22 protein-coding genes and 1 tRNA gene are annotated in these 23,960 nt (G+C 60.5%); 14 read left to right on the top strand and 9 right to left on the bottom strand.

Features of this window, described 5'->3' with window-relative positions:
• Positions 1–418: 418 nt before the first annotated feature.
• From NWE53_RS19525 to NWE53_RS19475, 11 genes are all read left to right on the top strand, one after another.
• Positions 419–1,237: an ABC transporter permease gene (locus NWE53_RS19525; RefSeq protein ID WP_265051021.1), complete on the top strand. Its 819-nt coding sequence runs from the start codon at positions 419–421 to the stop codon at positions 1,235–1,237.
• Complete coding sequence (locus tag NWE53_RS19520) at positions 1,227–2,648, top strand: ABC transporter ATP-binding protein (protein ID WP_265051020.1); 1,422 nt, start codon at positions 1,227–1,229, stop codon at positions 2,646–2,648. Before NWE53_RS19525 ends, NWE53_RS19520 begins: the two co-directional genes overlap by 11 nt.
• A 370-nt stretch (positions 2,649–3,018) precedes the next feature.
• The gene (locus tag NWE53_RS19515; protein ID WP_265051019.1) at positions 3,019–3,810 is read left to right on the top strand and encodes a class I SAM-dependent methyltransferase; all 792 of its coding nucleotides are present in this window, start codon (positions 3,019–3,021) and stop codon (positions 3,808–3,810) included.
• Between the two features lie 716 nt (positions 3,811–4,526).
• The gene (locus tag NWE53_RS19510; protein WP_265051018.1) at positions 4,527–5,222 is read left to right on the top strand and encodes a transaldolase; all 696 of its coding nucleotides are present in this window, start codon (positions 4,527–4,529) and stop codon (positions 5,220–5,222) included.
• A 315-nt stretch (positions 5,223–5,537) separates the two neighbouring features.
• Positions 5,538–6,497, top strand: a complete 960-nt coding sequence (locus NWE53_RS19505; RefSeq protein ID WP_265051017.1) for an NAD-dependent epimerase/dehydratase family protein — start codon at positions 5,538–5,540, stop codon at positions 6,495–6,497.
• A complete protein-coding gene (locus tag NWE53_RS19500; protein ID WP_265051016.1) occupies positions 6,497–7,792 on the top strand; it encodes a UDP-glucose dehydrogenase family protein in 1,296 nt (431 codons plus the stop codon). Before NWE53_RS19505 ends, NWE53_RS19500 begins: the two co-directional genes overlap by 1 nt.
• A 3-nt stretch (positions 7,793–7,795) precedes the next feature.
• The gene (locus tag NWE53_RS19495) at positions 7,796–8,674 is read left to right on the top strand and encodes an SDR family NAD(P)-dependent oxidoreductase (RefSeq protein ID WP_265051015.1); all 879 of its coding nucleotides are present in this window, start codon (positions 7,796–7,798) and stop codon (positions 8,672–8,674) included.
• Positions 8,671–9,672 (top strand): Gfo/Idh/MocA family protein, encoded by a 1,002-nt coding sequence (locus NWE53_RS19490; protein WP_265051014.1) that lies wholly within the window; start codon positions 8,671–8,673, stop codon positions 9,670–9,672. The genes NWE53_RS19495 and NWE53_RS19490 overlap by 4 nt, the downstream gene beginning before the upstream one ends.
• Positions 9,656–10,636: a GHMP family kinase ATP-binding protein gene (locus NWE53_RS19485; protein WP_265051013.1), complete on the top strand. Its 981-nt coding sequence runs from the start codon at positions 9,656–9,658 to the stop codon at positions 10,634–10,636. Before NWE53_RS19490 ends, NWE53_RS19485 begins: the two co-directional genes overlap by 17 nt.
• Positions 10,633–11,937 carry a sugar phosphate nucleotidyltransferase gene (locus tag NWE53_RS19480; RefSeq protein WP_265051012.1) on the top strand — a complete coding sequence of 435 codons (1,305 nt, stop codon included), beginning with the start codon at positions 10,633–10,635 and terminating at the stop codon, positions 11,935–11,937. The genes NWE53_RS19485 and NWE53_RS19480 overlap by 4 nt, the downstream gene beginning before the upstream one ends.
• Entirely contained in the window at positions 11,934–12,500 is a 567-nt protein-coding gene (locus NWE53_RS19475; RefSeq protein WP_265051011.1) for a D-glycero-alpha-D-manno-heptose-1,7-bisphosphate 7-phosphatase, read from the top strand. Before NWE53_RS19480 ends, NWE53_RS19475 begins: the two co-directional genes overlap by 4 nt.
• Positions 12,501–13,032: 532 nt before the next feature.
• Here NWE53_RS19475 and NWE53_RS19470 read toward each other — a convergent pair.
• The 6 genes from NWE53_RS19470 to rfbB form a co-directional block, all read right to left on the bottom strand.
• On the bottom strand, positions 13,033–13,794 hold the full coding sequence (locus tag NWE53_RS19470; protein WP_265051010.1) for a TylF/MycF family methyltransferase: 762 nt from the start codon (positions 13,792–13,794) through the stop codon (positions 13,033–13,035).
• Positions 13,795–13,877: 83 nt separating this feature from the next.
• Complete coding sequence (locus NWE53_RS19465) at positions 13,878–14,099, bottom strand: hypothetical protein (protein WP_265051009.1); 222 nt, start codon at positions 14,097–14,099, stop codon at positions 13,878–13,880.
• A 351-nt stretch (positions 14,100–14,450) separates the two neighbouring features.
• Complete coding sequence (rfbA, locus tag NWE53_RS19460) at positions 14,451–15,326, bottom strand: glucose-1-phosphate thymidylyltransferase RfbA (RefSeq protein WP_265051008.1); 876 nt, start codon at positions 15,324–15,326, stop codon at positions 14,451–14,453.
• Positions 15,327–15,332: 6 nt separating this feature from the next.
• Positions 15,333–16,226, bottom strand: coding sequence for a dTDP-4-dehydrorhamnose reductase (gene rfbD, locus NWE53_RS19455; protein WP_265051007.1), 894 nt, complete (start codon positions 16,224–16,226; stop codon positions 15,333–15,335).
• A gap of 5 nt (positions 16,227–16,231) precedes the next feature.
• Complete coding sequence (rfbC, locus tag NWE53_RS19450) at positions 16,232–16,789, bottom strand: dTDP-4-dehydrorhamnose 3,5-epimerase (RefSeq protein WP_265051006.1); 558 nt, start codon at positions 16,787–16,789, stop codon at positions 16,232–16,234.
• 18 nt (positions 16,790–16,807) lie between these two features.
• The gene (gene rfbB / locus NWE53_RS19445; RefSeq protein ID WP_265051005.1) at positions 16,808–17,863 is read right to left on the bottom strand and encodes a dTDP-glucose 4,6-dehydratase; all 1,056 of its coding nucleotides are present in this window, start codon (positions 17,861–17,863) and stop codon (positions 16,808–16,810) included.
• A gap of 299 nt (positions 17,864–18,162) precedes the next feature.
• Between rfbB and NWE53_RS19440 the strand changes: the two genes are divergently transcribed.
• On the top strand, positions 18,163–19,470 hold the full coding sequence (locus NWE53_RS19440; protein ID WP_265051004.1) for a UDP-glucose dehydrogenase family protein: 1,308 nt from the start codon (positions 18,163–18,165) through the stop codon (positions 19,468–19,470).
• Here NWE53_RS19440 and NWE53_RS19435 read toward each other — a convergent pair.
• The 3 genes from NWE53_RS19435 to NWE53_RS19425 form a co-directional block, all read right to left on the bottom strand.
• Entirely contained in the window at positions 19,446–20,387 is a 942-nt protein-coding gene (locus NWE53_RS19435; protein ID WP_265051003.1) for a glycosyltransferase family protein, read from the bottom strand. The genes NWE53_RS19440 and NWE53_RS19435 overlap by 25 nt on opposite strands.
• Before the next feature lie 220 nt (positions 20,388–20,607).
• Positions 20,608–20,682: transfer RNA gene (locus NWE53_RS19430), tRNA-Gly, on the bottom strand.
• 145 nt (positions 20,683–20,827) lie between these two features.
• On the bottom strand, positions 20,828–21,916 hold the full coding sequence (locus tag NWE53_RS19425) for a 2'-deoxycytidine 5'-triphosphate deaminase (protein ID WP_265051002.1): 1,089 nt from the start codon (positions 21,914–21,916) through the stop codon (positions 20,828–20,830).
• Positions 21,917–22,112: 196 nt separating this feature from the next.
• Here NWE53_RS19425 and apaG point away from each other — a divergent pair, with 196 nt between their 5' ends.
• A complete protein-coding gene (gene apaG / locus NWE53_RS19420) occupies positions 22,113–22,505 on the top strand; it encodes a Co2+/Mg2+ efflux protein ApaG (RefSeq protein ID WP_265051001.1) in 393 nt (130 codons plus the stop codon).
• Positions 22,502–23,695: an acetylornithine deacetylase gene (gene argE, locus NWE53_RS19415; protein WP_265051000.1), complete on the top strand. Its 1,194-nt coding sequence runs from the start codon at positions 22,502–22,504 to the stop codon at positions 23,693–23,695. Before apaG ends, argE begins: the two co-directional genes overlap by 4 nt.
• The last annotated feature ends 265 nt before the right edge of the window (positions 23,696–23,960 follow it).

Raw genomic sequence — 23,960 nt, 5'->3', positions numbered from 1 at the left:
CGCGGGACTGCTGGGCCGGATCAATTGTCGAATGGGCACTGCTAAGGCTGATCCCGAGAACGCAGAAGCATGACCAATCACCGGAAATTCACTGGCTCGCGCCTGGAAGGTTGACGGCTGCACATCGATTGTCTCGCGTTGGGATTTAGTTGGGGACATGCGGCGCAATCGAGTCCAGATGACGGCTTCCGCTCAAATTCGGATGCACAGCCACTTCTTTCCCCAGCTTGCGTGGGACAACGCAGGGAGGAATTCGCTTTTTGTGACAGCTTGGAAATGTTTAATTTTTTATCAAACCACGTCGTTATGTCGGCTTCGAGCGCCGTAGCGTCGGCGGGTTGCGCAAGTATGGGGGGCTGGGGTAAGTGCCTGCTTTGAAAAAAACCGAACATCAGACGTTTTATAATCCAGGTCATCAATGTCGTCGCCAGACCTCACGCTTCCCAGTTTCGCACATTCTATCATCAGGCATCGCCAATTGATCTGGCGGCTTGTCGTGCGAGAGGTGACAGCGCGCTTTCAAGGCAGCGTTCTGGGCGTGGCGTGGATGATTCTCACGCCGCTCTTGACGGCGGCGATGTACACATTTGTTTTCAGCACGGTGTTCCGAACGCGGTGGGGAGTAGAGCAGACCGGGCCGTTTGATTTTGCTATTCTGCTGCTCGTGGGCACAGCGGTCCATGGGGTATTTGCTGAAGCTGTGGCGCGTGCGCCTGGGCTGATTGTCAGCCATCCAACCTATGTGACGAAGGTCGTGTTTCCGATCGAGATATTGCCGATTGTGGCAGTATTATCGTCACTTGTGAACGCAGGAATTACGATTGCTATTGTGTTGATCGGACAGATGTTATTGAAGGGTGTTTTCAATTGGACATTTGTTTTATTTCCGATCGTGCTGTTGCCTTTCCTTATTTTTGTCCTTGCGCTGGTAATGCTTTTTTCGGCTTGCGGCGTATTCTTGCGCGATCTGTCGCAAGTTGTTGGTTTACTTGTGACATTTTCGCTATTTCTGACGCCGATCTTTTATCCGCTTAGCGCGGTCCCTGAGCCATTCAGGACGGTGATGCGGCTCAACCCCCTGACCTCGATAGTCGAACAATCTCGGACGGTCGTTGTCTTCGGCGGCTTGCCAGACCTCTTCAGCCTGTCGATCTATATGTGCTTAGCGCTGGTCTCGCTTGCTGCGTCTTTCTGGCTGTTCCAGCGTCTGCGCCCGGGGTTTGCCGATGTCCTCTGATGCCTCGATCAAAGTCGACGGAGTTGCGAAGGCCTATCGAGTCTATGCCAAGCCGACGGACCGGCTGAAGCAGGCCATCATGCCGCGCCTGAGTTGGCTAGTGTCGCCGATTTTCAGACTGTTGGGCAGGTCTGCCGTCGCGTCGCGCTATTTCACCGAGCACTGGGCTCTCCGAGAGCTTAGCTTCGAAGTCGCGCGAGGTGAAACGATCGGTGTGATCGGCCGCAATGGCTCGGGCAAATCAACGCTCCTGCAGCTGATCTGCGGTACGCTGACGCCGAGCCAGGGCGACATCGTGGTGAAGGGCCGCGTCGCGGCGCTGCTGGAACTTGGTTCGGGCTTTAATCCAGAATATACCGGGCGCGAGAATATTATGCTCAACGCCAGCATCCTCGGCCTCTCGCGCGAGCAGACCTTGGAGCGCATGGCCGCGATCCTGGACTTCGCCGATATCGGCGAAGCGGTCGATCAGCCTGTGAAGGCTTACTCATCGGGCATGGCGATGCGCCTTGCCTTTGCTGTCATTGCGCATGTCGATGCCGATGTTCTGATCATCGACGAGGCTCTGTCGGTTGGCGATTCCTATTTCCAGCAGAAATGTCTGCGCTGGCTGCGCGGTTTCCAAGCGAATGGCACCGTGCTTTTCTGCAGCCACGATACCAATTCGGTCCTGAACTTCTGCGATCGCGCGATTTGGCTCGACTATGGCGAGTTGCGGATGGCTGGAGCATCAAAGGATGTCTGCGAAGGGTACATCGCCTTCATCAATTCGATCATGCAGGGGTTGCCGCCTGTATCGGTCAAACCATCTCGCCCGTCCGAGCAGGCCGGCGGGGCGGACGATGCCGGCAAGATCTTGCAGGCGAAGCCGCTGATCCGTGTTTTGCCGCCGCCGCCAGCTCCGACCGGCCGGGTTGTTTTCGATTGGCTGAAAGAGAGTGCGGGTTTCGGCAGCGGAGATGTCGATATTCTCTCGGTAGAGCTGACCGATCCGTTTGGGGTGACTCCAACGTGGATTACGGGGGGCGAGGATCTGCAGCTGACCGCCCGCGTCCGTATTGTTCGCGATATTGCCTCGCCAATCTTCGGATTCCAGACCAAGGATCGACTTGGGCAGCCGATTCTGGGAGAGAATACGATTTCCTATCGTACAGACTTGCCCGAATTGTTGCGCGGCGGAGAGACCGTGCTGGCCCGCTTCACGTTCCCGCTCCCGCTTCTGGCTTCGGGGCGGTACTCCGTGACGTTTGCGGTCGCATCCGGCACACTCGATAGTCACTCGCAGCATCAGTGGGTCCACGATGCCTTGTTCTTCGACGTCCATTCCCCCCATCGAAGCGGGGCGCTCGTCGGCGTCGAGCTCAAAGCGGTCTCGGTCACGGTGGAGCCGCCTGAAGCTGCAGGCGGTTAGGGCAATCTTGGATCCAATTGGATTGTTTAACCTCTCGGCGCTGGATTAGGAGATCTGGAGCAGCGTTCCTTCCCACTCAGCTTGCCGACCTCGCGAGGTGCCCGGTCGCTCGGCTTCGCCGTGGAGGTGCCGAAGGGATGAGTGGCTGGCTTGACCGTCAGCGCTGGCCCGTTCTCCTTCGCGTGCAGAGCCCTCCCAGGAGCGGGGGGCTGGCTGCGCCCGGATGGGACAATGGTGCGCCGGCAGTGGCTTGAGATGCATCGAATTTCGTGAGAGTGGTCAGCGGCTGAGTTCGCCAACAGGCCGTTCCTCATTCGACGTTTTGCCATACGCAGCCTCTGCGCGTCTTCCTTGCCGAATCGGACGATAAATGACCGTACCCTCATTGATTGATTATGCTCAGGCCGCTGGCGAGACTCAGAGCAAGCCGGCGCCTTATCTCGAAATCTATGAACGGTATTTCGGACATTTGCGGGATCGTGACGTGGCAATTCTCGAACTGGGCGTTGCCGACGGCAAATCGATGAAGATGTGGCGGGACTGTTTTCCCAAGGGCACGATCGTTGGCATTGACCTGTTCCCACCACAGATCGATGAGGCTCGGGTCCATATCCATCAGGGGGCGCAAGACGACCGGGCATTTTTGCCGAAGGTCTCACAAGAACACGCCCCGCAAGGTTGGGACATCATCGTGGACGACGCCGCACATATTGGCGAACTGGCGAAAATTAGCTTCTGGCACCTGTTCAAAAACCATCTCAAGGCCAACGGTGTTTATGCTCTGGAGGATTGGGGTACGGGATATTGGGGAAACCATCCATATTACCCAGATGGAAAATATTTCTCCGAGCAGAGCGACGAGACGTTACTGCACTCTTTGGCGAACCGTCTGATAAAAAATGCACCGGTGGAGTGGCCGAAGCTCAATCTGGTCCAGAAGCTGCTCCGCCGCTATCAGTATACGCGACGCTTCAAGTCTCATGAGTTTGGCCTCCCGGGTTTTATCAAGCAACTCGTCGACGAAATTGGCCGTTCGGACTGGACCCACCCTGAATATGGCGTGCCGCCTTCTCGTTCATCCTCGGTGGCGCACGAGCGGTCGCCCTTCTCCAGCGTCTTGGTGACGCCGGGCGTGACGTTGATCACGAAGGCCGGCGCTTAAGCGGGCTATTTGCCGCACAACACGTCTTCTATCGACGCGCCTTAACGGCAGGCGAACATTGCAGTTTCGTGCTGACCTGACCGGAGAGAGCCGACTCGGTTTATCTGAACAGTTTCGGGGCTGCCGCTAAGTGGGTTTCGGCCCTTGTTATGCCGCAACCGGGATCGGCTGCAGCGCGTTGAAGTAGGCTTGATCGGGCGTTTTCCGTCCCAGAAACTGATGAGGCCTCCGACCGTTGGATCGCCGACTGTCTGAGTGTTTGCAGTCAAGTTTTTCTGACGGGTTGCTTTTAACTGCCGCCGGGAATGACGTGGTCTTCAGCTTGGTGCAGGCCTGTTGTTCTGTGACCTTGGTTTTGGCTCGACACGGATTCGCGCTGAATCAGTCAGGCCGCGTGCGTCACCGGGATGATGCTGCTATCAAGAGTATCGGGAGCGCCTGTTGTCGCAATGTCGCGCGTTCGCATTGCCTCGCTCGCGAGGGCTGCTATCTGGCTGATCGGAGTCAGCATGGTGAAATTCGGGCTAGCGGTTGTCGAATGGGTTGAGGTCGATCGACGCTCGGGCGCTGCTGGAGGCGGCTAGCAATGTCCGCCTATCTCATCGCTTGACACGTCGAGTGCGGCTACCTATGCGATATGCCAAAGTGAAACTTTCAACGCGGCGTTCAAATACTATGTTATTTGACGCAAGCATTTTGATAGGTGGCCTATGCGAGTGAAGCTTTATCAAGATGGCGCCGACATTAATGCCATTCTAAAGGCTGCTGAAGAAGGCCGCGTTGCAGGCTTCACCACCAATCCCACGCTGATGCGCAAGGCTGGCATTTCCGATTACAAGGAATTTGCTCAAACTCTGATCAAAGCTATTCCTAGCAAGCCCATCTCTTTCGAAGTGTTTTCCGACGATTTTTCGGCCATGGAAGCGGAGGCGCGGGAAATTGCCAGTTGGGGTGGCACCACTTCAATCAAGATTCCTATCACCAATACGAAGGCCGAAAGTTCCGCGCCATTGATACAAAAGCTCTCATCCGAGGGTATGTCGCTCAATGTGACGGCCATCACCACGCTCGAACAAGTGGATGTGGTCGCGCGCAGCGTATCCCCCACGTCTCATGTCATCGTCTCGATATTTGCCGGTCGTATCGCGGATACAGGAGTTGATCCGGTTCCGGTGATGACGGAGGCTGCAAGGCGCCTAGCGCACCTGCCCAAAGCTGAATTGCTCTGGGCCAGCCCGCGCGAACTTCTGAATGTCATTCAGGCTGACCAGTGTGGCTGCCATATTATCACGGCTACGCCGGATATTTTGGCCAAGCTCAAATTGCTCGGCAAGGATCTCACTCAATATTCGCTCGAGACTGTAAAGATGTTTTATGAAGACGCGCGCGCTGCTGGTTACAAGCTGGTCTGATTTTCGCGACGCACCTGCTTTCGAATAATTTCGATCTGTGTGGTGCTGCCGCCCAGCGAGTATATCCAAGTATGAGAACGCTACGATCCGGCCGTCTCGTATTTGGCGTGACTCATTTGGCTTCTATTCGTATTGGCGGGTTGCCGCGTCTAGCGTGGATTCGCGTGCTTTGAATCTGCCGCGATCTTGCCCGGGCGAGCCGTCGGATGGGGCCGGTTTCGCGCGGTGCTTTCTTCTGGTAGAGGGGCTGCGCCTGTATGGCTGCTGCTCGCGGCGTCATAAGAGTCTTTCATAGGGTGGTGCACCGTGAGTGTTATGCAGCGCGTTCTTGTCACCGGCGCCGCTGGTTTCATTGGATCCAACTTGGTCGACCGTTTGCTGGCGGACGGATATGAGGTCGTCGGCTACGACAATTTCAGCACCGGCCAGCGGCGGTTCCTGGTCGATGCGAATGCCTCGCCGCGCTTTTCCATGGTGGAGGGAGACCTGCTGGATCAACCGGCGCTTGGGGCGGCGATGAAGGCAGTGGACACTGTGTTCCATCTCTCTGCCAATGCCGATATCCGCTTTGGAACGCTGCATCCGCGTCGGGATCTCGATCAGAACACCATTGCTACCTTCAATGTGCTGGAGGCCATGCGGGCGAACGAGGTAAAGCGGATTGCCTTTTCCTCCACCGGATCGGTCTATGGGGAGGCCAAGGTCATACCGACACCGGAGGATGCACCGTTTCCGGTGCAGACATCTCTCTACGGCGCATCCAAGCTCGCCGGTGAAGGGCTGATCGCGGCCTATTGCGAAGGCTACGAGATGCAAGGTGTGGTGTTTCGGTTCGTGTCCATTCTGGGCGAGCGCTATACCCATGGACACGTCTTTGATTTCGTCCACAAGCTGCAGCAGGATCCGACAAAGCTGTCCGTTCTAGGTAACGGTCAGCAGCGGAAATCTTACCTCTATGTCCAAGACTGCATCGATGCAGTGCTATTTGGAATGAAGAATTCGCAAGATCGATTTTCGATCTACAATCTCGGAACTGATGAATATTGCCAGGTTAGTGATTCTATTGATTGGATCTGCCAAAAATTAGGCCTCGCGCCGTGTTTGCAATATTCGGGGGGGGATCGCGGCTGGATTGGTGATAATCCGTTCATTCTGCTGGATTGTCAGAAAATCCGAGCTTTGGGCTGGAAGCCGACGCTGACTATCCGTGAAGGCGTCGAACGCACAGTGGATTATCTTCGCGGCAACGGTTGGGTGTTCGAGGCGCGAAACTGATGAAAGTCGCGGTTATGGGCCTCTGGCACCTCGGCAGCGTCACTGCCGCCTGCCTCGCTGACCTGGGGCACCAGGTTGTCGGGATTGATCCTGATGCGGCCGTTATCGATGGTTTGATGCGCGCGGTGGCGCCCGTATTCGAACCAGGTCTGGCAGAGTTGATTGCGCAAGGGCTGGGCCGTGACAGGCTTCGCTTCACGAGTGATGTCGCTCGAGCCGGCGACTCGGAAATCTTGTGGGTGACCTTCGACACGCCGGTGGACGAGAACGATGTCGCGGATGTCGACATGGTGGTCGATCGGGTCAAGGCGATCCTGCCATATCTTGCTCAGAAAACCCTCGTTCTGATTTCGTCGCAGGTTCCCGTGGGAACCACCCGCGGCCTTATCCGCCATGCCGAGGCGATCGGCCGTGCAGACCTCGGTTTCGGCTGTGCGCCCGAGAACCTTCGGCTGGGAAAGGCGATCGACGTCTTCCTCAAGCCCGACCGCATCGTGGTCGGTCTTCAGCATGCGGATGACCGGAGCCGGATCGAAGCTTTGCTCTCCGTGCTTTCAGCGCCAATCGAATTCATGTCGATTGAATCCGCCGAGGTGACCAAACACGCTATCAACGCCTTCCTGGCGATGTCAGTGGCGTATGCCAATGAAATCGCGGCGGTGTGCGAGGCGACGGGGGCGGACGCACGCCAAGTCACCCGCGGTCTGAGAACCGAGGCACGCATAGGCTCCAAGGCCTATGTGGCGCCGGGGCCGGCGTTTGCGGGCGGGACGCTCGCCCGTGACATCGCCTTTCTTTCGGGAATCGGCGAGACGAAGGCGATTGGGTTGAAATTGCTGCCGTCAGTAGCTGTTTCCAACGATGCGCATAAGTCGTGGGCTTTGCGCAGTCTGAGGCATGCCCTTAAGACAATGGAGGGCCGTCGTATCGCCGTCTTGGGTCTAACCTACAAGGCCGGTACGGATACACTTCGACGATCGTGGGCAGTGGAGTTGGTTCGTGCGCTGCTTGAAGCGGGGGCCGACGTGGTGGCGCATGATCCGGTCGTCACGTCTGTTCCACATGATCTTCCGCTGGCACTGGCAGCTTCGGTCGAACTGGTGCTGAAGGGGGCGGATGCGGCGGTTGTCGCGACGGAGTGGCCGCAGTTTCAAAGTGTGGATTGGCCTGCGGCGGTCAAATCCATGCGATGCCAGATCGTAGTGGACCCTTATGGTATGATCGGAGATGCGTTGGAGCGGGCGCCAGACGTTGCCTATCTGCGTGTCGGGTATCGATCGCAGAGCGCGGGCTGAGGGATGGCGAGCATTTATTCACTCTCGGGACGGCGCGCGATCATTACGGGGGCCAATCGTGGCCTCGGGCTGGAGATTGCTCACCACTATGCTGCGGCGGGTGCAGAACTGGCCTTGGGCGCGCGGGATTTCGATCTCCTGGAGACCGAGATCGCCAAGCTGAAATCTCGGTATGCGGGCCTGTCGGTCATCGGCCGCCGTCTGGATGTCTCCGTTCCCGAAGATGTGGCCGACTTCGCGCGCTGGGCCAGTGAAGCGCTTGGATCCATCGACGTTCTCGTGAACAATGCCGGCGTCTACGGGCCAATGGGGGACGTCGAAACCGTCTCGTGGGACGCTTGGGCCCAAGCTTTCGCCATCAACGTCTACGGGTCTGTGCTGATGGCTTCGGCGGTTGTGCCGGGGATGAAGCAGATGGGACGAGGGACAATCATTCAGATCTCCGGCGGTGGAGCAACCAACCCGCTTCCCGGAATCAGCGCCTATGCCAGTTCCAAGGCCGCTATCGTGCGCTTCGCCGAGACGTTAGCTCTAGAGGTTAAGGACCACGGAATCACGGTCAACGCCATTGCGCCTGGCGCGCTCAACACCCGCATGCTCGAAGAGGTTCTCGCTGCCGGGCCGGAACGCGTGGGTCAGGCGTTCTACGACCGCTCGCTGGAGCAGCAGGCGAAGGGCGGGACACCGCCGAGCAAGGGCGCCGAGGCAGCCGTGTTCCTGGCCTCCGATGCCGCACGTGGCATAACCGGGCGTTTGATCAGTGCGGTTTGGGATCGCTACGAGGCCTGGCCGGACCACCTCGATGCTCTGGACATGAGCGATCTTTACACTCTACGCCGGATCACGGGCCGCGACAGGAACCAGGATTGGGGCGACCGGTGACTGCTAAATTTGGCGTAGCCATTATTGGATGCGGGTTCATCGGCCAGAAGCGGGCCGGAACTCTTGGTTCGCGAGGTCGCCTTCTCGCTTGTGCCGACCCCGAAAAGGAGCGAGCAGACAGCGTGGCCCGACGCTATGGCGGGGCGGGATTTGCGGATTGGGCCGAGGCCCTGGCGACCCCGGGCGTCCAAGTGGTCATCGTCGCCACGCGTCATGATGCTCTCGCCGAGATTACCGCAGCTGCGATCCGTGCCGGCAAGCACGTGCTCGTGGAGAAGCCCGCAGGTCGCAATCCCGACGAAGTCTTCCCGCTGCTGGAGTTGGCCGCAGCGCATGGCGTGAAGGTGCATGTGGGGTTCAATCATCGATATCATCGCGCCTTCCGTAAGGCCCGAGAGATCGTGGACGGTGGCGCCATCGGCGAGCTGATGTTCTTGCGCGCGCGCTACGGTCATGGCGGGCGCCCCGGCTATGACCGCGAATGGCGTGCGGATCCCGTGTTGTCGGGAGGCGGAGAACTAATCGACCAGGGGCCTCACCTGATCGACTTGGCCGGTTGGTTTCTCGGTCACTTCGCTGAGGTTCAGGGTTTCGCTCACACCTATTATTGGGACATGCCGGTCGACGACAATGGCTTCATGATACTCAGGACCGCAGCCAAGCAGGTGGCTTTCCTGCATGCCAGTTGCACCGAATGGAAGAACCTCTTCTCGTTCGAGCTCTATGGCCGCCAGGGAAAGCTGGAAGTGACCGGGCTTGGCGGCAGTTATGGAACCGAGCGACTGACGCACTATCATATGCTGCCGGAAATGGGGCCGCCCGAGACCACCTCATGGGAATACCCCATGGCGGATGATTCATGGGTGGCGGAGCTGCAGGAATTTCTCGACGATATCGAACTGGACCGAGCGCCGGCCGCGGGCCTCGACGCCGCAATTGCCGCGCTTGTCATTGTTCAGCAGATCTATAAGGCCTCTGGTTATGATCATCACGCGTAGCCCCCTGCGTATCAGCCTCGGTGGCGGCGGGACAGACCTTGCCTCCTATTATGAGGAGCATGAGGGGTTTTTGATCGCTGCTGCGATCGACCGTTATGTGTATGTCACGGTGATGCGCCCCTTCACCCAGGGGATCTTTCTGAAGTACTCTAAGCTTGAGCATGTCGAAGCGATCGATGATGTCGAGCATCCGATTATTCGAGAAGCCTTGCGGATGCTCGATCTGAGGATTTCTCAGATCGAGATCACCACCTTGGCGGACATCCCGTCCGGGACAGGGTTGGGCTCATCGGGAAGCTTCACCGCGGCGCTGTTGCGGGCTTTGTGGGCCTATCGCATGAAGCTTCTCCATCCCGGGGAACTGGCACGTCTCGCCTGCGAAATCGAGATCGAGAAACTTGGAGAGCCGATTGGGAAGCAAGATCAATATATTTCGGTATACGGTGGCATCACCTGCTTTGATTTCTACAAGGATGGAGGAGTTCAGGCCTATCCGCTGGCGATCAGCCAGGACACTTTGTTCGACCTCGAAGATAATCTTCTCCTGTTCTTCACCGGTTTCGCGCGAAGCGCCGGCGCGATCCTGAAGGACCAGCATGTGCGCAGCCAGAAGAGCGACGCGTCGATGCTGGCAAATCTCCATTACGTCAAAGAGATCGGCTACCGCAGCAAGGCCGCTCTCGAAGGCGCTCGTCCCGACGAGTTCGGGGCTTTGATGCATGAGCACTGGGAAAACAAGAAGAAGCGCTCTGGCGGCATGAGTAATCCCCTTATCGATGAATGGTACGAGCTGGGGATGAAGAATGGCGCAATTGGCGGAAAACTCGTGGGCGCCGGAGGCGGTGGATTCTTGATGTTCTATGCTGAGGACCGCAACCGGCTACGCCATGCCATGTCCCATGCTGGCCTGGAAGAGGTGCGCTTCCGCTTCGATTTCGAAGGTACCAAAGTCATCCTGTCATGACTTTGCCGGTAGCGATTCTTGCTGGTGGTTTGGCGACACGTCTTCGGCCGATCACGGAGACGATCCCAAAGGCGCTGCTGAGTGTTGCCGGCGAGCCTTTTATTGCGCACCAGCTTCGACGGTTGAAGGTCAGCGGCGCGACAAGGGTCGTGCTCCTGGTCGGCTATCTCGGAGAACAGATCAAAGCCTTCGTCGGCGACGGTGCAGCGTTTGGCCTTCAGGTGGACTATCACTTCGATGGCGATGTTCTGCTGGGCACGGGAGGGGCGCTTCGGGCTGCCTTGCCACTTCTTGGAGACGCCTTTTTCGTCACTTATGGTGACAGTTATCTGGATATGCGGCTGGCTGCGGCAGAATTGGCCTGGCGGTGTTCAGGGGCGCCGGCATTGATGGCCGTGTTCCGTAACGACGGCCAGTGGGACACGAGCAATGTCGAGTTCGAGAATGGCCGCATATTGCGATACGATAAAACCGATCGCACGGATCGGATGCGCCATATCGACTATGGCTTCGGCATCGTTACGGCTGCTACGCTCCTGCTGCAGCCTGAGGCCCAAGCCTTCGATCTCGCTACTGTTTACCGAGACCTGTCCTTGGACGGTGAACTCGCAGGATTTGAAGTGCATGTGCGCTTCTACGAAATCGGCTCGCAGGATGGGCTGAAAGAAACAGACGATTACATCAGAGGCAACGGAATGACCGTCACCAACTACACCAAGCAGTACTATGAAGAGGTCCTGGCCGTTGCAAGCGGGATCGACCAGCAACAGGTCGATGCGATGGTTGACGTCCTCGTCGACGTTCGAGCCAAGGGCGGGCGCCTGTTTATCCTCGGAGTGGGCGGTAGCGCCGGAAACGCGGGTCATGCCGTGAACGATTTCCGCAAGCTGTGCGGTATCGAGAGCTACGCTCCGACTGACAATGTCTCGGAGCTGACGGCCCGTACGAATGACGAAGGTTGGGCCACCGTGTTCGCTGGCTTCTTACGTGTCAGCCGAATCCGGGCTGAAGATGCCGTGCTGGTCTTCTCTGTGGGTGGCGGCAACGCCGAGAAAAACATCTCGCCGAATATCGTCGAGGCGCTCAAGCTGGCAAAGTCCGTCGGTGCACGCGTGATCGGCGTGGTGGGACGCGACGGTGGTTATACCAAGGTGGTTGCCGATGCCTGCGTGGTCGTGCCGACCGTCAATCACGCCACCGTGACGCCTCATACCGAAGCGTTTCACGCGGTCGTGTGGCACGGAATGGTCACTCATCCCAAGCTGTTGACCAATGAGATGAAGTGGGAATCCGTGCGGTGACCCAGAAGGCGGTCTTCCTCGATCGTGACGGCGTCCTGGTCGAGGAAATCTTCTATCCGCATACTGGAGAGCGCGAGGCTCCCTTGGGACCGAACGACGTATGCTTGCTACCGGGGGCGGCGCAGGGGCTGCGCGATCTGCGGGCCGCTGGTTTCTCACTGGTTGTCGTATCAAACCAGGGGGCGGCTGCCAAAGGTAAGGTTTCTATCGGGAGCCTGTGGTTGGCCCATTTGCGCTTTCTTGATCTGTGCGCGGCCGAAGGTATTGCCTTCGACGGGTGTCACTATTCTTTTTCGCACCCGAATGGCACGGTTCCACATCTTTCAGGATCATCGCTGGAGCGCAAGCCGAGCCCATATTTCTTGCACCTGGCAGCAGCTCAGCTCGATATCGATCTGACGGCCTCGTGGATGGTAGGAGATCGCGAAACTGACGTCCAATGCGGGCAGGCTGCCGGCGCTCGGGCCATACGCTTATGCAACCCGGTTCAGCCCAGTGCCGCCGAAGTCGTGGCATCTGACCTCCCAGAGGCGGCGTTCCTGATCATAGCTGCGGCTAGATAAGCTCAGCGGACCTGCCAAACGCCCTTTAGATTGGCAAGTCTATACCTGGGCATCTGCGAGATACGGGGACACGGACGGCTTTCCGCCGCTGTAATACCAACAGCCGCTGAGGCTGACTCACGTGGTCTTTTTGGCGCTTACGATTCAAACAACGACGAAAACGCTCTAGGGGTGGTTTCCCCCGTGTCATTGCCCCCCGGCATGTGGGGCCGCGATGAAGCCGACACGCGGACTCGTCTCGATGCCTGGAACTCGCCGATCCATCGCGTTCGCGCCAGGATCGAGAAGATCTTCGGGGCCTGGAAACGCAGCTACGGTCTGCGGCGAATGCGATGACGTGGCCTCGCCAAGGCCGCCGCCCAGGTCCACCTCACCGCCATCGCCTACAATCTCAAGCGCACCCGATCGATCGTCATGGCAACCGCCTGACCTCGCAAACCCCGAGACCGCCCGGCACATAAAACCAAGCACGAGCGGGCTCGCAGCAACCAGCGAGCGCCGTCTACGCCTACCCGCGCGCAGGTCTCATAACTCAGGCAGTCGGCTTCTGCCACCACACGCCGGTCCAATCGACTTCCGTCATTGGAGCCGTGATGTCGTGAATACGCCGGTACTCCTCTACTGCCTGACGGCAGCCGTCGATGGCACCGAAATCATCGATGATGATGTATCCACCGGGTGACAGCTGAGGGTACAGCTCTTCGAGAGCGCAATATGTTGATTCATACATATCGCCATCGAGCCGCAATAGAGCGAATGTATTTTCGGTTAATTTCTGCAGGGTATCCTCAAAAAAACCCTTAACAAACACGACTTGATCATCAAGCAGGTTGTAGCGCGAGAAATTGGATTTCACCTCTTCAAGTGAGATCGCCAGTTCTGCATAGGTATGGTGAGGATCATCAATATCAGCTTTGTACACATCCGGTTTGGGTAGCGGGAGGCCCTCGAACGAATCTGCGACGAAGACCCGGCGCTGTTTATCGGAATACAGACCGAGGATCGACCTCATTAGGATGCAGCACCCGCCACGCCAGACGCCAGTCTCGATGAAATCGCCGGGAATCTCAGACTCAAGCGCTCGCGACGCCAGATCAGCAAGGTTCTTGAGGCGCTCAACGCCGACCATCGTATGCGCAGTCTTGGGCCAGTCGAGGCCCGTTTGTCGCTTGTCCGGATCGTAATCCTTGGGGAAATAGGGATGGATGGAGGTATCTTCGTAGATCGTATTTGCTAGTATACGGATCATAAGATCAATATACATGTCGCGCGAATTTTTCAGTTTATCATCCATTATTATTGCCTTTAATCTTTGCCCTCTTATCAAGAAAGGCTCGCCACCTTCGCAGGTCTCCTACCAAATCGGCGTCGCTGCGACTAGAAAAAAACGGTGCGGGTGAAGCTGCTGGACGTGACCGAAATTTTGATAACCTCAAACGCAAAATCATGCCCCTTGCCGACGCCCATCGTGCTCTGGATCGCTTTCCCAGATTGTCCTGCTGCCGCTTCTGTGGACTGCGAATTGAGGTTATCCAACCTGCCTTGGATGAGCCCCGGCATCAGGGCCGCGCAGGCCACGGCTTCAAACACATCAGGCACTCGATCTTATTCAAGCCGCAGGCGATGGCCTCTGCCAGGTCGTCGCGCTGGATTCGTCAACTGGCGCTCGCCTTGAATCTAGCATGGATTTTGGCACCAGCAGCCTCGTCCTGTGGCCATTGGCTTGGCGAACGCGTCTGCCAATGATCCGGTGAACCGTCCCGAGTTTGAGATCAAGCCCAAATTTCCGTCGCCGCTCGCGACATCCGGCTTCATGAAACACCCGATCGTGACTTCTGCTAAATCGGCAGCAGGCCAATTGTATCTCCCCAGGGAAGACCCCCGTCCCTTCCGAAATCCTCGCCCGAACTCAGGCTGGCTTCTGATCGCCGCTGAGTGGCTCGCGCGCCGTCACGCGTCGCGATCCCCCGCTACCCGCAGGATATACCGCCCATAATCTCCCTTCGCCAGCTTCTCACCAAGCGCGGTGAGTTGCCCGGCCGAGATCCATCCCTGCCGGTAGGCGATCTCTTCCGGGCAAGCGATGCGCAGGCCTTGGCGGCTTTCCAGCGTGCGCACGAACTCGCCGGCCTCGAGCAGGCTGTCGGGTGTGCCCGTATCCAGCCAGGCGAAGCCGCGGCCCATGCATTCGACCGAGAGCTCGCCCCGTTCCAGATAGACGCGGTTGACGTCGGTGATCTCGAGCTCGCCCCGAGGGGAGGGCTTGAGGTTGGCGGCGATATCGACGACCTGGGCGTCATAGAAGTAGAGGCCAGTCACGGCCCAGTTCGACTTGGGGGCCTTCGGCTTTTCCTCGATCGAGATCGCCTTGCCGGTCGCGTCGAACGCGACCACGCCGTAACGTTCGGGGTCGCGCACATGATAGGCGAACACGCTCGCGCCTTTGGGGCGAGCAGCCGCCGAGGCCATCATCTCCGGCAGGGAGTGGCCGTAATACAGGTTGTCGCCAAGGATGAGGACTGAAGGCTCGGCAGCGACGAACTCGGCGCCGATGATATAGGCCTGCGCCAGGCCGCCCGGATGGGGCTGCTCGGCATAAGACAGGCTCATGCCCCAATCGGAACCATCTCCGAGCAGGCGCTTGAAGTTCGGCAGATCATGCGGTGTCGAGATGATCAGCACCTCGCGAATGCCGGCCAGCATCAGCGTCGTGAGCGGATAATAGATCATCGGCTTGTCGTAGACGGGCAGGAGTTGTTTCGACATGGCCAGCGTCATGGGGTGGAGCCGCGTGCCGGAGCCGCCCGCCAGAATGATGCCCTTCATCGTCGTCTATCCCGTCTGTTCGGTGGTCAGGAGGCGGCGCACGCAAGCTGCGAGCGCGCCCTGCCATTGCGGCAGCCTGACGCCATGGATCGTCGCGAGTCTGGAGGAGTCCAGGCGCGAATTCGCCGGCCGTTTGGCCGGGGTCGGATAGTCTGAAGTCGCGATACGTTTGACCCGCACGGGCGCGCCGCCGAGCGCAGTGCGCTCGGTGAAGATAGCGTCGGCGACATCGGCCCAGACCGCTTCGCCCTGAGCGCCCATGTGGAAGATGCCGCGCAAGGTGTCGTCGTCGGGGCGCTCGATCAGATTGCGCGCGACGGCGAGGATCGCATCGGCGATGTCGAGAGCGCTGGTCGGGCAACCCGCTTGGTCGGCGACGACGCCGATCTCGTCGCGGGTTTCGGCGAGGCGCAGCATGGTCTTGACGAAGTTCTTGCCGAAGGGGCTGTAGACCCAGGCGGTACGCAGGATGGCATGGTTGGGCGTGGCGGCTGCGACCGCGCGCTCGCCTTCAAGCTTACTGCGGCCATAGGCTGAAATCGGCCCGACCTGATCATCCTCACGATAGCGCCGCCTGAGCGTTCCGTCGAAGACGTAATCGGTCGAGATCTGGATGATCGGGATGTCCAGAGCGGCGGCAGTCTTGGCGACCTCGCCGGCGGCCGTACCATTGACCTGCCGGGCGGCATCCTCCTCGCTTTCCGCCAGGTCGACGGCGGTGAAGGCGGCGGCATTGACGACGATGTCGGGTCGGCTAGCAGCAATCGCTGGCCCAATCGTTTTCAGTTGCGCGAGATCGAGCTGCGGACGTCCGAGTGCGATGACGGTCACGCCCGCGGGCGCACGCTCCAGCAGGGAGAGCACGACCTGGCCCGAATGCCCTGTCACAGCGATCCGCATGGTGATCAATCGAAATAGCGCGGCAGGTCGGAAAGGCGCGGGTGCTTGCGATCCTTGTCCGAGAGCACTAGTTGGTCATGCGGCAGGCGCCAGTCGATGCCCAGCGCCGGGTCATCGAAGGCGAGGCCATGGTCGTTGGCCGGACCGTAGGGCGCGCTCACCTTATAGAGCACTTCAGTATCGGGCTCGAGCGTGACAAAGCCATGGGCGAAGCCGACCGGCACCAGGAGCTGGCGCCAGTTCTCCTCGGAGAGTTCGACGGCGACATGCTGGCCGTAAGTGGGCGACGAGGCGCGGATGTCAACGGCGATGTCGAGGATGCGCCCCTTGGTGACGCGGACCAGCTTGTCCTGCGCGAAGGGGGCCGACTGGAAATGCAGCCCGCGCAACGTGCCGACTATGGCCGAGCGCGAATGATTGTCCTGCACGAAAACGAGGTCGATGCCGGCCAAAGCCATGTCGGACTGCTTGTACACCTCCGAAAAGAAGCCGCGATGATCGCCGTGCTTCTTCGGCGTGATGATCTTCACATCTGGGATCGCTGTGGATTCGACGTTCAACATGAGGTCGTCCGGTTCTGCTCAGGCCGCGCCGAGGCGTTCGCCACGATAGACGCCCGAGCGGATGTCGCCCCACCAGCCGGAATTGGCAAGATACCATTCGACAGTGCGACGCAAACCGGTCTGGAAGGTCTCCTTTGGCGTCCAGCCGAGATCGCGGCCGATCTTGCCGGCATCGATGGCATAGCGGGCATCATGGCCGGGCCGGTCGGTGACGTAAGCGATCAGGCGCTCATGTGGGCCGGCCGGATCGGGCCTGAGGTCGTCGAGGATAGCGCAGATACCCTTGACGACATCGATATTCGCCATCTCGTTGTCACCGCCGATATTGTAGGTCTCGCCGATGACGCCTTTGGTCGCCACCGTCAGCAGCGCGTCGGCATGATCATCGACATAGAGCCAGTCGCGGACATTGAGGCCATTGCCATAGACCGGCAGCGGTTTGCCTTCGAGCGCGTTGATGATCATCAGCGGGATCAGCTTCTCGGGGAAGTGATAGGGCCCGTAATTATTCGAGCAGTTCGTCATCACGGTCGGCAGGCCATAGGTGTGGTGCCAGGCGCGGACCAGATGGTCGGACGCGGCTTTCGAGGCCGAATAGGGCGAGTTCGGCTGGTAGGCCGTGTCCTCGCGGAAGAAGCCCTCGGCCCCCAGCGAGCCAAAGACCTCGTCAGTCGAGATATGGTGGAAGCGAAAGCCCGCCTTGCGGGCATCATCGAGCCCGCGCCAATGGCGCAGCGCCTCCTGCAGCAGCGCGAAGCTACCGACGATGTTAGTCTGGATGAAGTCGCCGGGGCCGTCGATCGAGCGGTCGACATGGCTTTCTGCTGCCAAATGCATGACGATGTCGGGATCGAATTCCGCGAAGATCGCGCGCATGCGCTCGGCATCGCCAATGTCGGCCTGTTCGAAGCGATAGCGGTTGCTGCCAGAGACGGGCGCGAGCGACGCCAGGTTACCGGCATAGGTCAGCTTATCGACGACGCAGACGCTATGCTGCGTCTCGCCAATCAGCTTGCGCACGACCGCCGAGCCGATGAAGCCGGCGCCGCCGGTGACCAGGAATTTCAGTGACACGCCGCTTCACTCCGGAGGGTCGAGAGTCTCTTGGACCCCGATATCAGGCCGCTGGGAAGAAACAGCAAGGTCATGGGCTGTCAAGCATTTGGCTGATCGTGTGACGGGAGGGACGAGCATGAGGTTGGGCTTTGCCCGGTTCGCTGCGATACCCTTGGCTCATGAAGTGCCCGTTTTCGTTCGGGGCAGTTAATGAAGCGCGGGTTGGGGGTTTGCCCACCGGTCGGGTGATGGTAAGGCGCGCTCGCGTGCAATGCTCGAGAATTTCCAGGGATGATCGGCGCGCTCGGAGATATTGAATGCGCCTCGTGATGGTTGGTTCGGGTTATGTCGGCTTGGTCTCGGGGGTGTGCTTTGCCGATTTTGGCCATGACGTGGTCTGTGTCGACAAGGATCCGGCCAAGATCGCGCGGTTGCAGGCGGGCGAGGTTCCGATCTTCGAGCCCGGTCTGGACGCGCTGATGGAGGCCAACGTCAAGGCCGGCCGGCTCTCCTTCACCACCGATCTGCCATCCGCGGCTGGGGATGCCGATGCGATCTTCATCGCGGTGGGCACGCCGACGCGGCGCGGCGATGGCCATGCCGACCTGTCTTATGTCTATGCTGCCGCTCGCGAGATCGCCGGCGTGGCAGCTGAAGGTGCGGTGATCGTCACCAAGTCGACGGTTCCCGTCGGCACGGGGGACGAGGTCGAGCGCATTGTCGCCGAGGTCAGGCCCGGAGCCGGCATCGCCGTCGTCTCCAATCCCGAATTCCTGCGTGAGGGCGCGGCGATCGAGGATTTCAAGCGCCCCGACCGCATCGTCGTGGGAACCGATGAGGAGCATGCCCGCAAGGTCATGACCGAGATCTACCGGCCGCTCTACATCAACCAGGGCCCGCTGATTTTCGTGAACCGGCGCACTTCGGAGCTGATCAAATACGCCGCCAACGCCTTCCTGGCGATGAAGATCACCTTCATCAACGAGATGGCGGATCTGTGCGAGAAGGTCGACGCAGATGTTCAGGACGTCGCCCGCGGCATCGGCCTCGACAATCGCATCGGCTCGAAGTTCCTGCATGCAGGTCCGGGCTATGGCGGCTCCTGCTTCCCGAAAGACACGCTCGCTTTGGTCAAGACCGCGCAGCACGCGGAGAGCCCAGTGCGGCTGATCGAGACGGTCGTCTCGGTCAACGATCTGCGCAAGAAGCGCATGGCCCAGAAGGTGATCGCAGCCTGCGGCGGCTCTGTCGCAGGCAAGCGCGTCGCCGTGCTTGGCCTCGCCTTCAAGCCCAACACCGACGATATGCGTGACGCGCCCTCGCTCGACATCCTGCCGATGCTGCAGCAGGCGGGTGCTGAGATCATCGCCTATGATCCGGAGAGCATGGAGCAGGCACGACCGCTCCTGCCGGGTATCACCTTCGCAAGCGGCGCCTATGATTGCCTGGAAGATGCCGACGCTTTGGTGATCATCACCGAATGGAACGCCTTCCGCGCGCTCGATCTCAAGCGCGTCAAGGCGGCACTGAAACGCCCGATCGTGATCGACCTGCGCAACATCTATCGTCCGAACGAGATGGCTGCGCTCGGCTTCAGCTATCACGGCGTCGGGCGCAAGGACTGATCATGCGCTGACGGCGCCATCATGCCTGCCGGCGCGGGCCCTAACCGCCCCGCGAAGCCATCTCGGAGCCCCGCATAGATGGGTCTTAGCGCGCCGGGCGCTCCTTTGAGCGCGAGCAACGCGATCTGCGCCGCCAGCCCCGCAAAGGATTTGATCCGCCAGGACAGGGGCACATGCGCGAGCCTCGCCGCGGCGATTACGTTGCGGGCGTAGTAGTAGTTGCGGACGGGCGTATGGCGCAGGATCTGGGGCTTGGCGATCTGGTCATCAGACACAGCCTCGCCCCAGCGGTGCGGCATGGCGAGGTCAGTCGCGACATAGGACGCCCAGCCCTTGCTCCAGGCGCGGAAGCCCCATTCAACATCGATACCGGCGATGAAGAAGTCGTCACGGAAGGGACCGACCTCGGAATAGGCGGCAACATTGACCAAGGATCCGGATGTCGGGCTGAAATCTATGGCGGCCAGACCATCGCTTCGCGGCCTACCGCGCCATTCATAACGGATTGGCTTGTAGAAGCCCTCTCCGGGGGGTACGAGGCGAGGAGCCAGCACAGCAATCCTCTCCCCGAAGCGCTCCAGCTGCTGCATCCGCGCTGCGAGCTCCATCAGAAGCTCGGATGTCGGCTCGCTGTCCTGATCGAGCAGCAGGACATGCGTGAAGCCTTCTTCGCAAGCCGCTTCCATCACGGTGTTGAGCCCTCGCCCCAGTCCAACATTGTCGGGGTTCGGGATCAGGCGGAGGTCCGCCTCAGCCATCAGGGCAGCAGCGTCGGCCTCCAAGGGGCCGTTGGCGAAGGCGATGAAACGCGTCCCGCGCAGGCCCTCGACCTGCCGGGCGAGCAATGCGGGGTCGGGCCGGTACAGCACCACGGCCGCACAGGCGCGCGCGCTTCGCGTCTGCTCCTCCGGCGCCATCATCATCTCGCTATTCCCGCCCCGCCGGGAACCCATAGTCCTCGGTCCGTGTCCGATCAACCGGCCCATCCGCAGCATGGGCCGTCGGCGGCACGCCAATCACGATGCCCGCGCCATCGATGCGTCCTGAACCCATGAGCGCTGAGATAGCAAAGGTGGAGTCGCAGCAGCGAAATACCAGCACCCACTGCAATCCAGGATAGAACATTCAAGAGATTTTTGGAGCGGGCGATCGGGATCGAACCGACGACATTCAGCTTGGGAAGCTGACGTTCTACCACTGAACTACGCCCGCATGCCGCATGCCGCTGCGGAGCAGCGCCGTGACAGGTGTGCGTTCATAGCGGGTCTGCGAGCGAGTGTCATCCTGGAATTGCGGCCGGCTCCGACGCCGAGAAGCCGCCATGCTTCCGCCTCCCGCACACCGCAAAACGGCTTCCTCAGCCCTTGAAATGCTTGGAGAGCTTGAGGGCCTGACCCTGATAATTCGACTTCAGGCCGGCGCCGTAGAGCGCGTCGGGCCTCGCCGCCATGGTCTCGTAGACGAGGCGGCCGACGATCTGACCGTCCTCGATGATGAAGGGGACGTCCCGGGAGCGAACCTCGAGCACGGCGCGCGCGCCTCTGCCGCCGGCGGCGCTGTGGCCGAAGCCGGGGTCGAAGAAGCCGGCATAATGCACGCGGAATTCGCCGACGAGCGCGTCGAAGGGCGTCATCTCGGCAGCATAGTCCGGCGGAACATGCACGGCCTCCTTGGAGGCCAGAATGTAGAACTGGCCGGGATCGAGGATCATGCTGCCCGAGCCGTCATCCGGGATCGGCTCCCAGAACTCGGCGGCCCGATAGGCACCGACACGATCGACATCGATCAGCGCGGTGTGATGCTTGCCACGATAGCCGAGCAGCCCCTCGAAGCCGGAGAGATCGACACTGACGGCAACACCGCCCTGGAATGATGGATCGGCGGCACTGACCAGCGTCTCGCGCGCGTGGACCTCGCCGAGCGCCCGATCGTCGAGCCGCGCCTCGCCGGAACGGAAGCGGATCTGCGAGAGCCGCGAGCCGGAACGGACCAGCACCGGGAAGGTGCGCGGCGAAATCTCGATGAAGAGCGGTCCTTCATAACCGTCCTCGACCAGGTCGAATTCCCGGGCGCGATCCGTGATGACGCGGGTGAAGACATCGAGACGGCCGGTCGAGCTCTTCGGATTGGCCGCGGCGCGCAGGCCTTTGGGCAGCCGCAGGCCCTCCATGAGCTCGGCGATGTAGACGCAGCCGGTTTCCAGAACGGCGCCGCGCGTCAGATCGATCTCGTGGAGCGACAGGTCATCGATCCGACTTTTCACACTGCGCTCGGGGCCGGGCAGAAAGCTGGCGCGGACGCGGTAGGCGCGCTCGCCCAGGCGCAAATCGAGGCTCGCCGGCTGGATCTGCCCCTCGGCCGGCGGCTGGGCGAGCGTGATCGCGCCCTGCTCGATAAAGGCGCGAATGAAGCTGTCTGGCTGAATGCCTGGCTTGAAGGGCAGCATGCGAGGTCCGCGAAGGTAATCGGTCATAGCTAGCGAAGCGCCTCGGAAAGGCCAAGTGCGCGGGCGCGGCGCATATCACGGCAGCCGGGTTGTCCACGCCAGAATCGCGACATTGACAGCATTGACGCTGCCGCCGGCAGGCCGATAACAGAGCAAGGGCGGCACGCGCCGCGACGGCTGAAGCCGGAGCCTTGCAATGTATCAGGCACAGACGCGTGGCGTGCGTGTGACCGTGGCGCCGTCCTTCATGGAGGGAGAGTCCTCGCATGCGCAGGGCCGCTACTTCTGGGCGTATTCGATCGAGATCGTGAATTTCTCGACGCAGACGGTGCAGTTGATGACCCGGCACTGGTTCATCACCGATGGGCGCGGCGAGGTGCACGAAGTGCGCGGCGAGGGCGTGGTCGGCAAGCAGCCGGTGCTGCGGCCCGGCGAGAGCTTCAACTACACTTCGGGCTGCCCGCTTGCGACACCTGATGGTTCGATGCATGGCTTTTATGCCATGCAGGACGAAAATGGCGTGATCTTCGATGTCGAAGTGCCGCTTTTCCCGCTCGATTCCCCCTATGTGAAGAAGGTTCTGCATTGACCGCCTCCGCTCAAGCCGGGCAGCGCTACACGCCGCTCGAGATGCTCGCCCGCCTCGTCGCCTTCGACACGGTGAGCGACAAGTCCAACCTGCCACTGATTGATTTCGTCGAGGATTATCTCGCCGGCTGGGGCGTCGCCTCCGTGCGCTTTCCCAATGCGGCGGGGGACAAGGCTGCGCTCTTCGCCACGGTCGGCCCGCAGGACCGAGGCGGGGTCGTACTCTCAGGCCATACCGACGTTGTGCCGGTAACGGGCCAGGCCTGGAGCCGCGACCCGTTCGCGCTGCATGTCGAGGATGGACGCGCCTATGGCCGCGGCGCGGTCGACATGAAGGGCTTCGTCGCGCTCGGGCTGGCGCTGGTGCCGGATTTCCTTGCCGCCGACCTCAAGACGCCGATCCACCTGTTCTTGTCCTATGACGAGGAGGTGACCTGCCTCGGCGTGGTCGACGGCATCGCCGCGATGGGCAAGACGACCGGGGGCAAGACGCTGCCGCGGCCGCGCGCCGTCATCGTCGGCGAGCCGACCTCGCTCGACATCTGCGACGCGCACAAGGGAGTCCGGACGTTCCAGACCAGCATCGCGGGCTTCGCGGCGCATTCCTCCAAGCCGCAACTCGGCGCCAGCGCCGTCCATGCCGGCGCGCTGCTCGCGGCCGAGCTCGACCACATGGCCGAGGACGCGAAACGGGGGCTGGACGCGAGCGGCCGCTTCGATCCGCCCTATGACACGGTGCATATCGGCACCTTCCATGGCGGCATCGCCCGCAACATCCTGGCCGACCGCAGCGAAATCCTCTGGGAGATCCGCACGCTCCCCAGCTCCGATCCGGAGGCCGGCCCCACGCGCTTCGCGGCCGTGTCGGACAAGGTGCTGGAGCGCATGCGCGCGACCGCGCCGAGCTCTAAAATCGAGACGGTGATGACGTCGGACGTTCCGGGGCTGGCGCCCGAGCCGGGCTCCGAGGCCGAGCGGCTCGCCATGCGGCTGTCAGGACGCAACCACACCATCGCCGTGGCCTACGCCACCGAGGCCGGGCATTTCCAGCAGGCCGGGCTGGCAACCGTGGTCTGCGGGCCCGGCTCGATCGACCAGGCGCATCAGCCGAACGAGTACATCACGCTGGAACAGCTTCAGGCCGGCGAGACCTTCATGCGCAAGCTGATGGCCGAGTGCCAGGCGGGCTGAACGGCGCGCTCCCTCCCGAAGAGCGCGGGAAACCCTCTCCGATAGGAGAGGGCAGGGGTGGGGGGGCGGCCATTGATGTTGGTGACCTCAGGCTCCCGCCGGGGGCGGCGGAAGCAATCGCAGCGAAATCTATCTAGGCCTCGCGTCGAGAGAAGAGCGCTGCCTCGTCTCGTGGGAGTGACTGAATTGCCACCCTCAACGATTATTGCCTGAGGCCCGCCGACGTCACCCATCAATTAGCTTCGCATCTAAAGTTTCATGTGCA

Origin of the sequence: Bosea sp. NBC_00550 (assembly GCF_026020075.1) — a bacterium.
Classification (GTDB): Bacteria; Pseudomonadota; Alphaproteobacteria; order Rhizobiales; family Beijerinckiaceae; genus Allobosea.
This window is presented reverse-complemented; position numbering and strand designations above follow the sequence as displayed.

Coding starts and splice junctions, on each gene's coding strand:
- NWE53_RS19500 (WP_265051016.1), top strand. CDS start 6,497: ATGAAAGTCGCGGTTATGGGCCTCTGGCACCTCGGCAGCGTCACTGCC.
- NWE53_RS19425 (WP_265051002.1), bottom strand. CDS start 21,916: ATGCTGCCCTTCAAGCCAGGCATTCAGCCAGACAGCTTCATTCGCGCC.
- rfbC (WP_265051006.1), bottom strand. CDS start 16,789: ATGTTGAACGTCGAATCCACAGCGATCCCAGATGTGAAGATCATCACG.
- NWE53_RS19485 (WP_265051013.1), top strand. CDS start 9,656: ATGATCATCACGCGTAGCCCCCTGCGTATCAGCCTCGGTGGCGGCGGG.
- NWE53_RS19520 (WP_265051020.1), top strand. CDS start 1,227: ATGTCCTCTGATGCCTCGATCAAAGTCGACGGAGTTGCGAAGGCCTAT.
- NWE53_RS19440 (WP_265051004.1), top strand. CDS start 18,163: ATGCGCCTCGTGATGGTTGGTTCGGGTTATGTCGGCTTGGTCTCGGGG.
- NWE53_RS19525 (WP_265051021.1), top strand. CDS start 419: ATGTCGTCGCCAGACCTCACGCTTCCCAGTTTCGCACATTCTATCATC.
- NWE53_RS19470 (WP_265051010.1), bottom strand. CDS start 13,794: ATGGATGATAAACTGAAAAATTCGCGCGACATGTATATTGATCTTATG.
- NWE53_RS19515 (WP_265051019.1), top strand. CDS start 3,019: ATGACCGTACCCTCATTGATTGATTATGCTCAGGCCGCTGGCGAGACT.
- NWE53_RS19435 (WP_265051003.1), bottom strand. CDS start 20,387: ATGGCGCCGGAGGAGCAGACGCGAAGCGCGCGCGCCTGTGCGGCCGTG.
- apaG (WP_265051001.1), top strand. CDS start 22,113: ATGTATCAGGCACAGACGCGTGGCGTGCGTGTGACCGTGGCGCCGTCC.
- NWE53_RS19480 (WP_265051012.1), top strand. CDS start 10,633: ATGACTTTGCCGGTAGCGATTCTTGCTGGTGGTTTGGCGACACGTCTT.
- NWE53_RS19505 (WP_265051017.1), top strand. CDS start 5,538: ATGCAGCGCGTTCTTGTCACCGGCGCCGCTGGTTTCATTGGATCCAAC.
- rfbA (WP_265051008.1), bottom strand. CDS start 15,326: ATGAAGGGCATCATTCTGGCGGGCGGCTCCGGCACGCGGCTCCACCCC.
- rfbD (WP_265051007.1), bottom strand. CDS start 16,226: ATGCGGATCGCTGTGACAGGGCATTCGGGCCAGGTCGTGCTCTCCCTG.
- NWE53_RS19495 (WP_265051015.1), top strand. CDS start 7,796: ATGGCGAGCATTTATTCACTCTCGGGACGGCGCGCGATCATTACGGGG.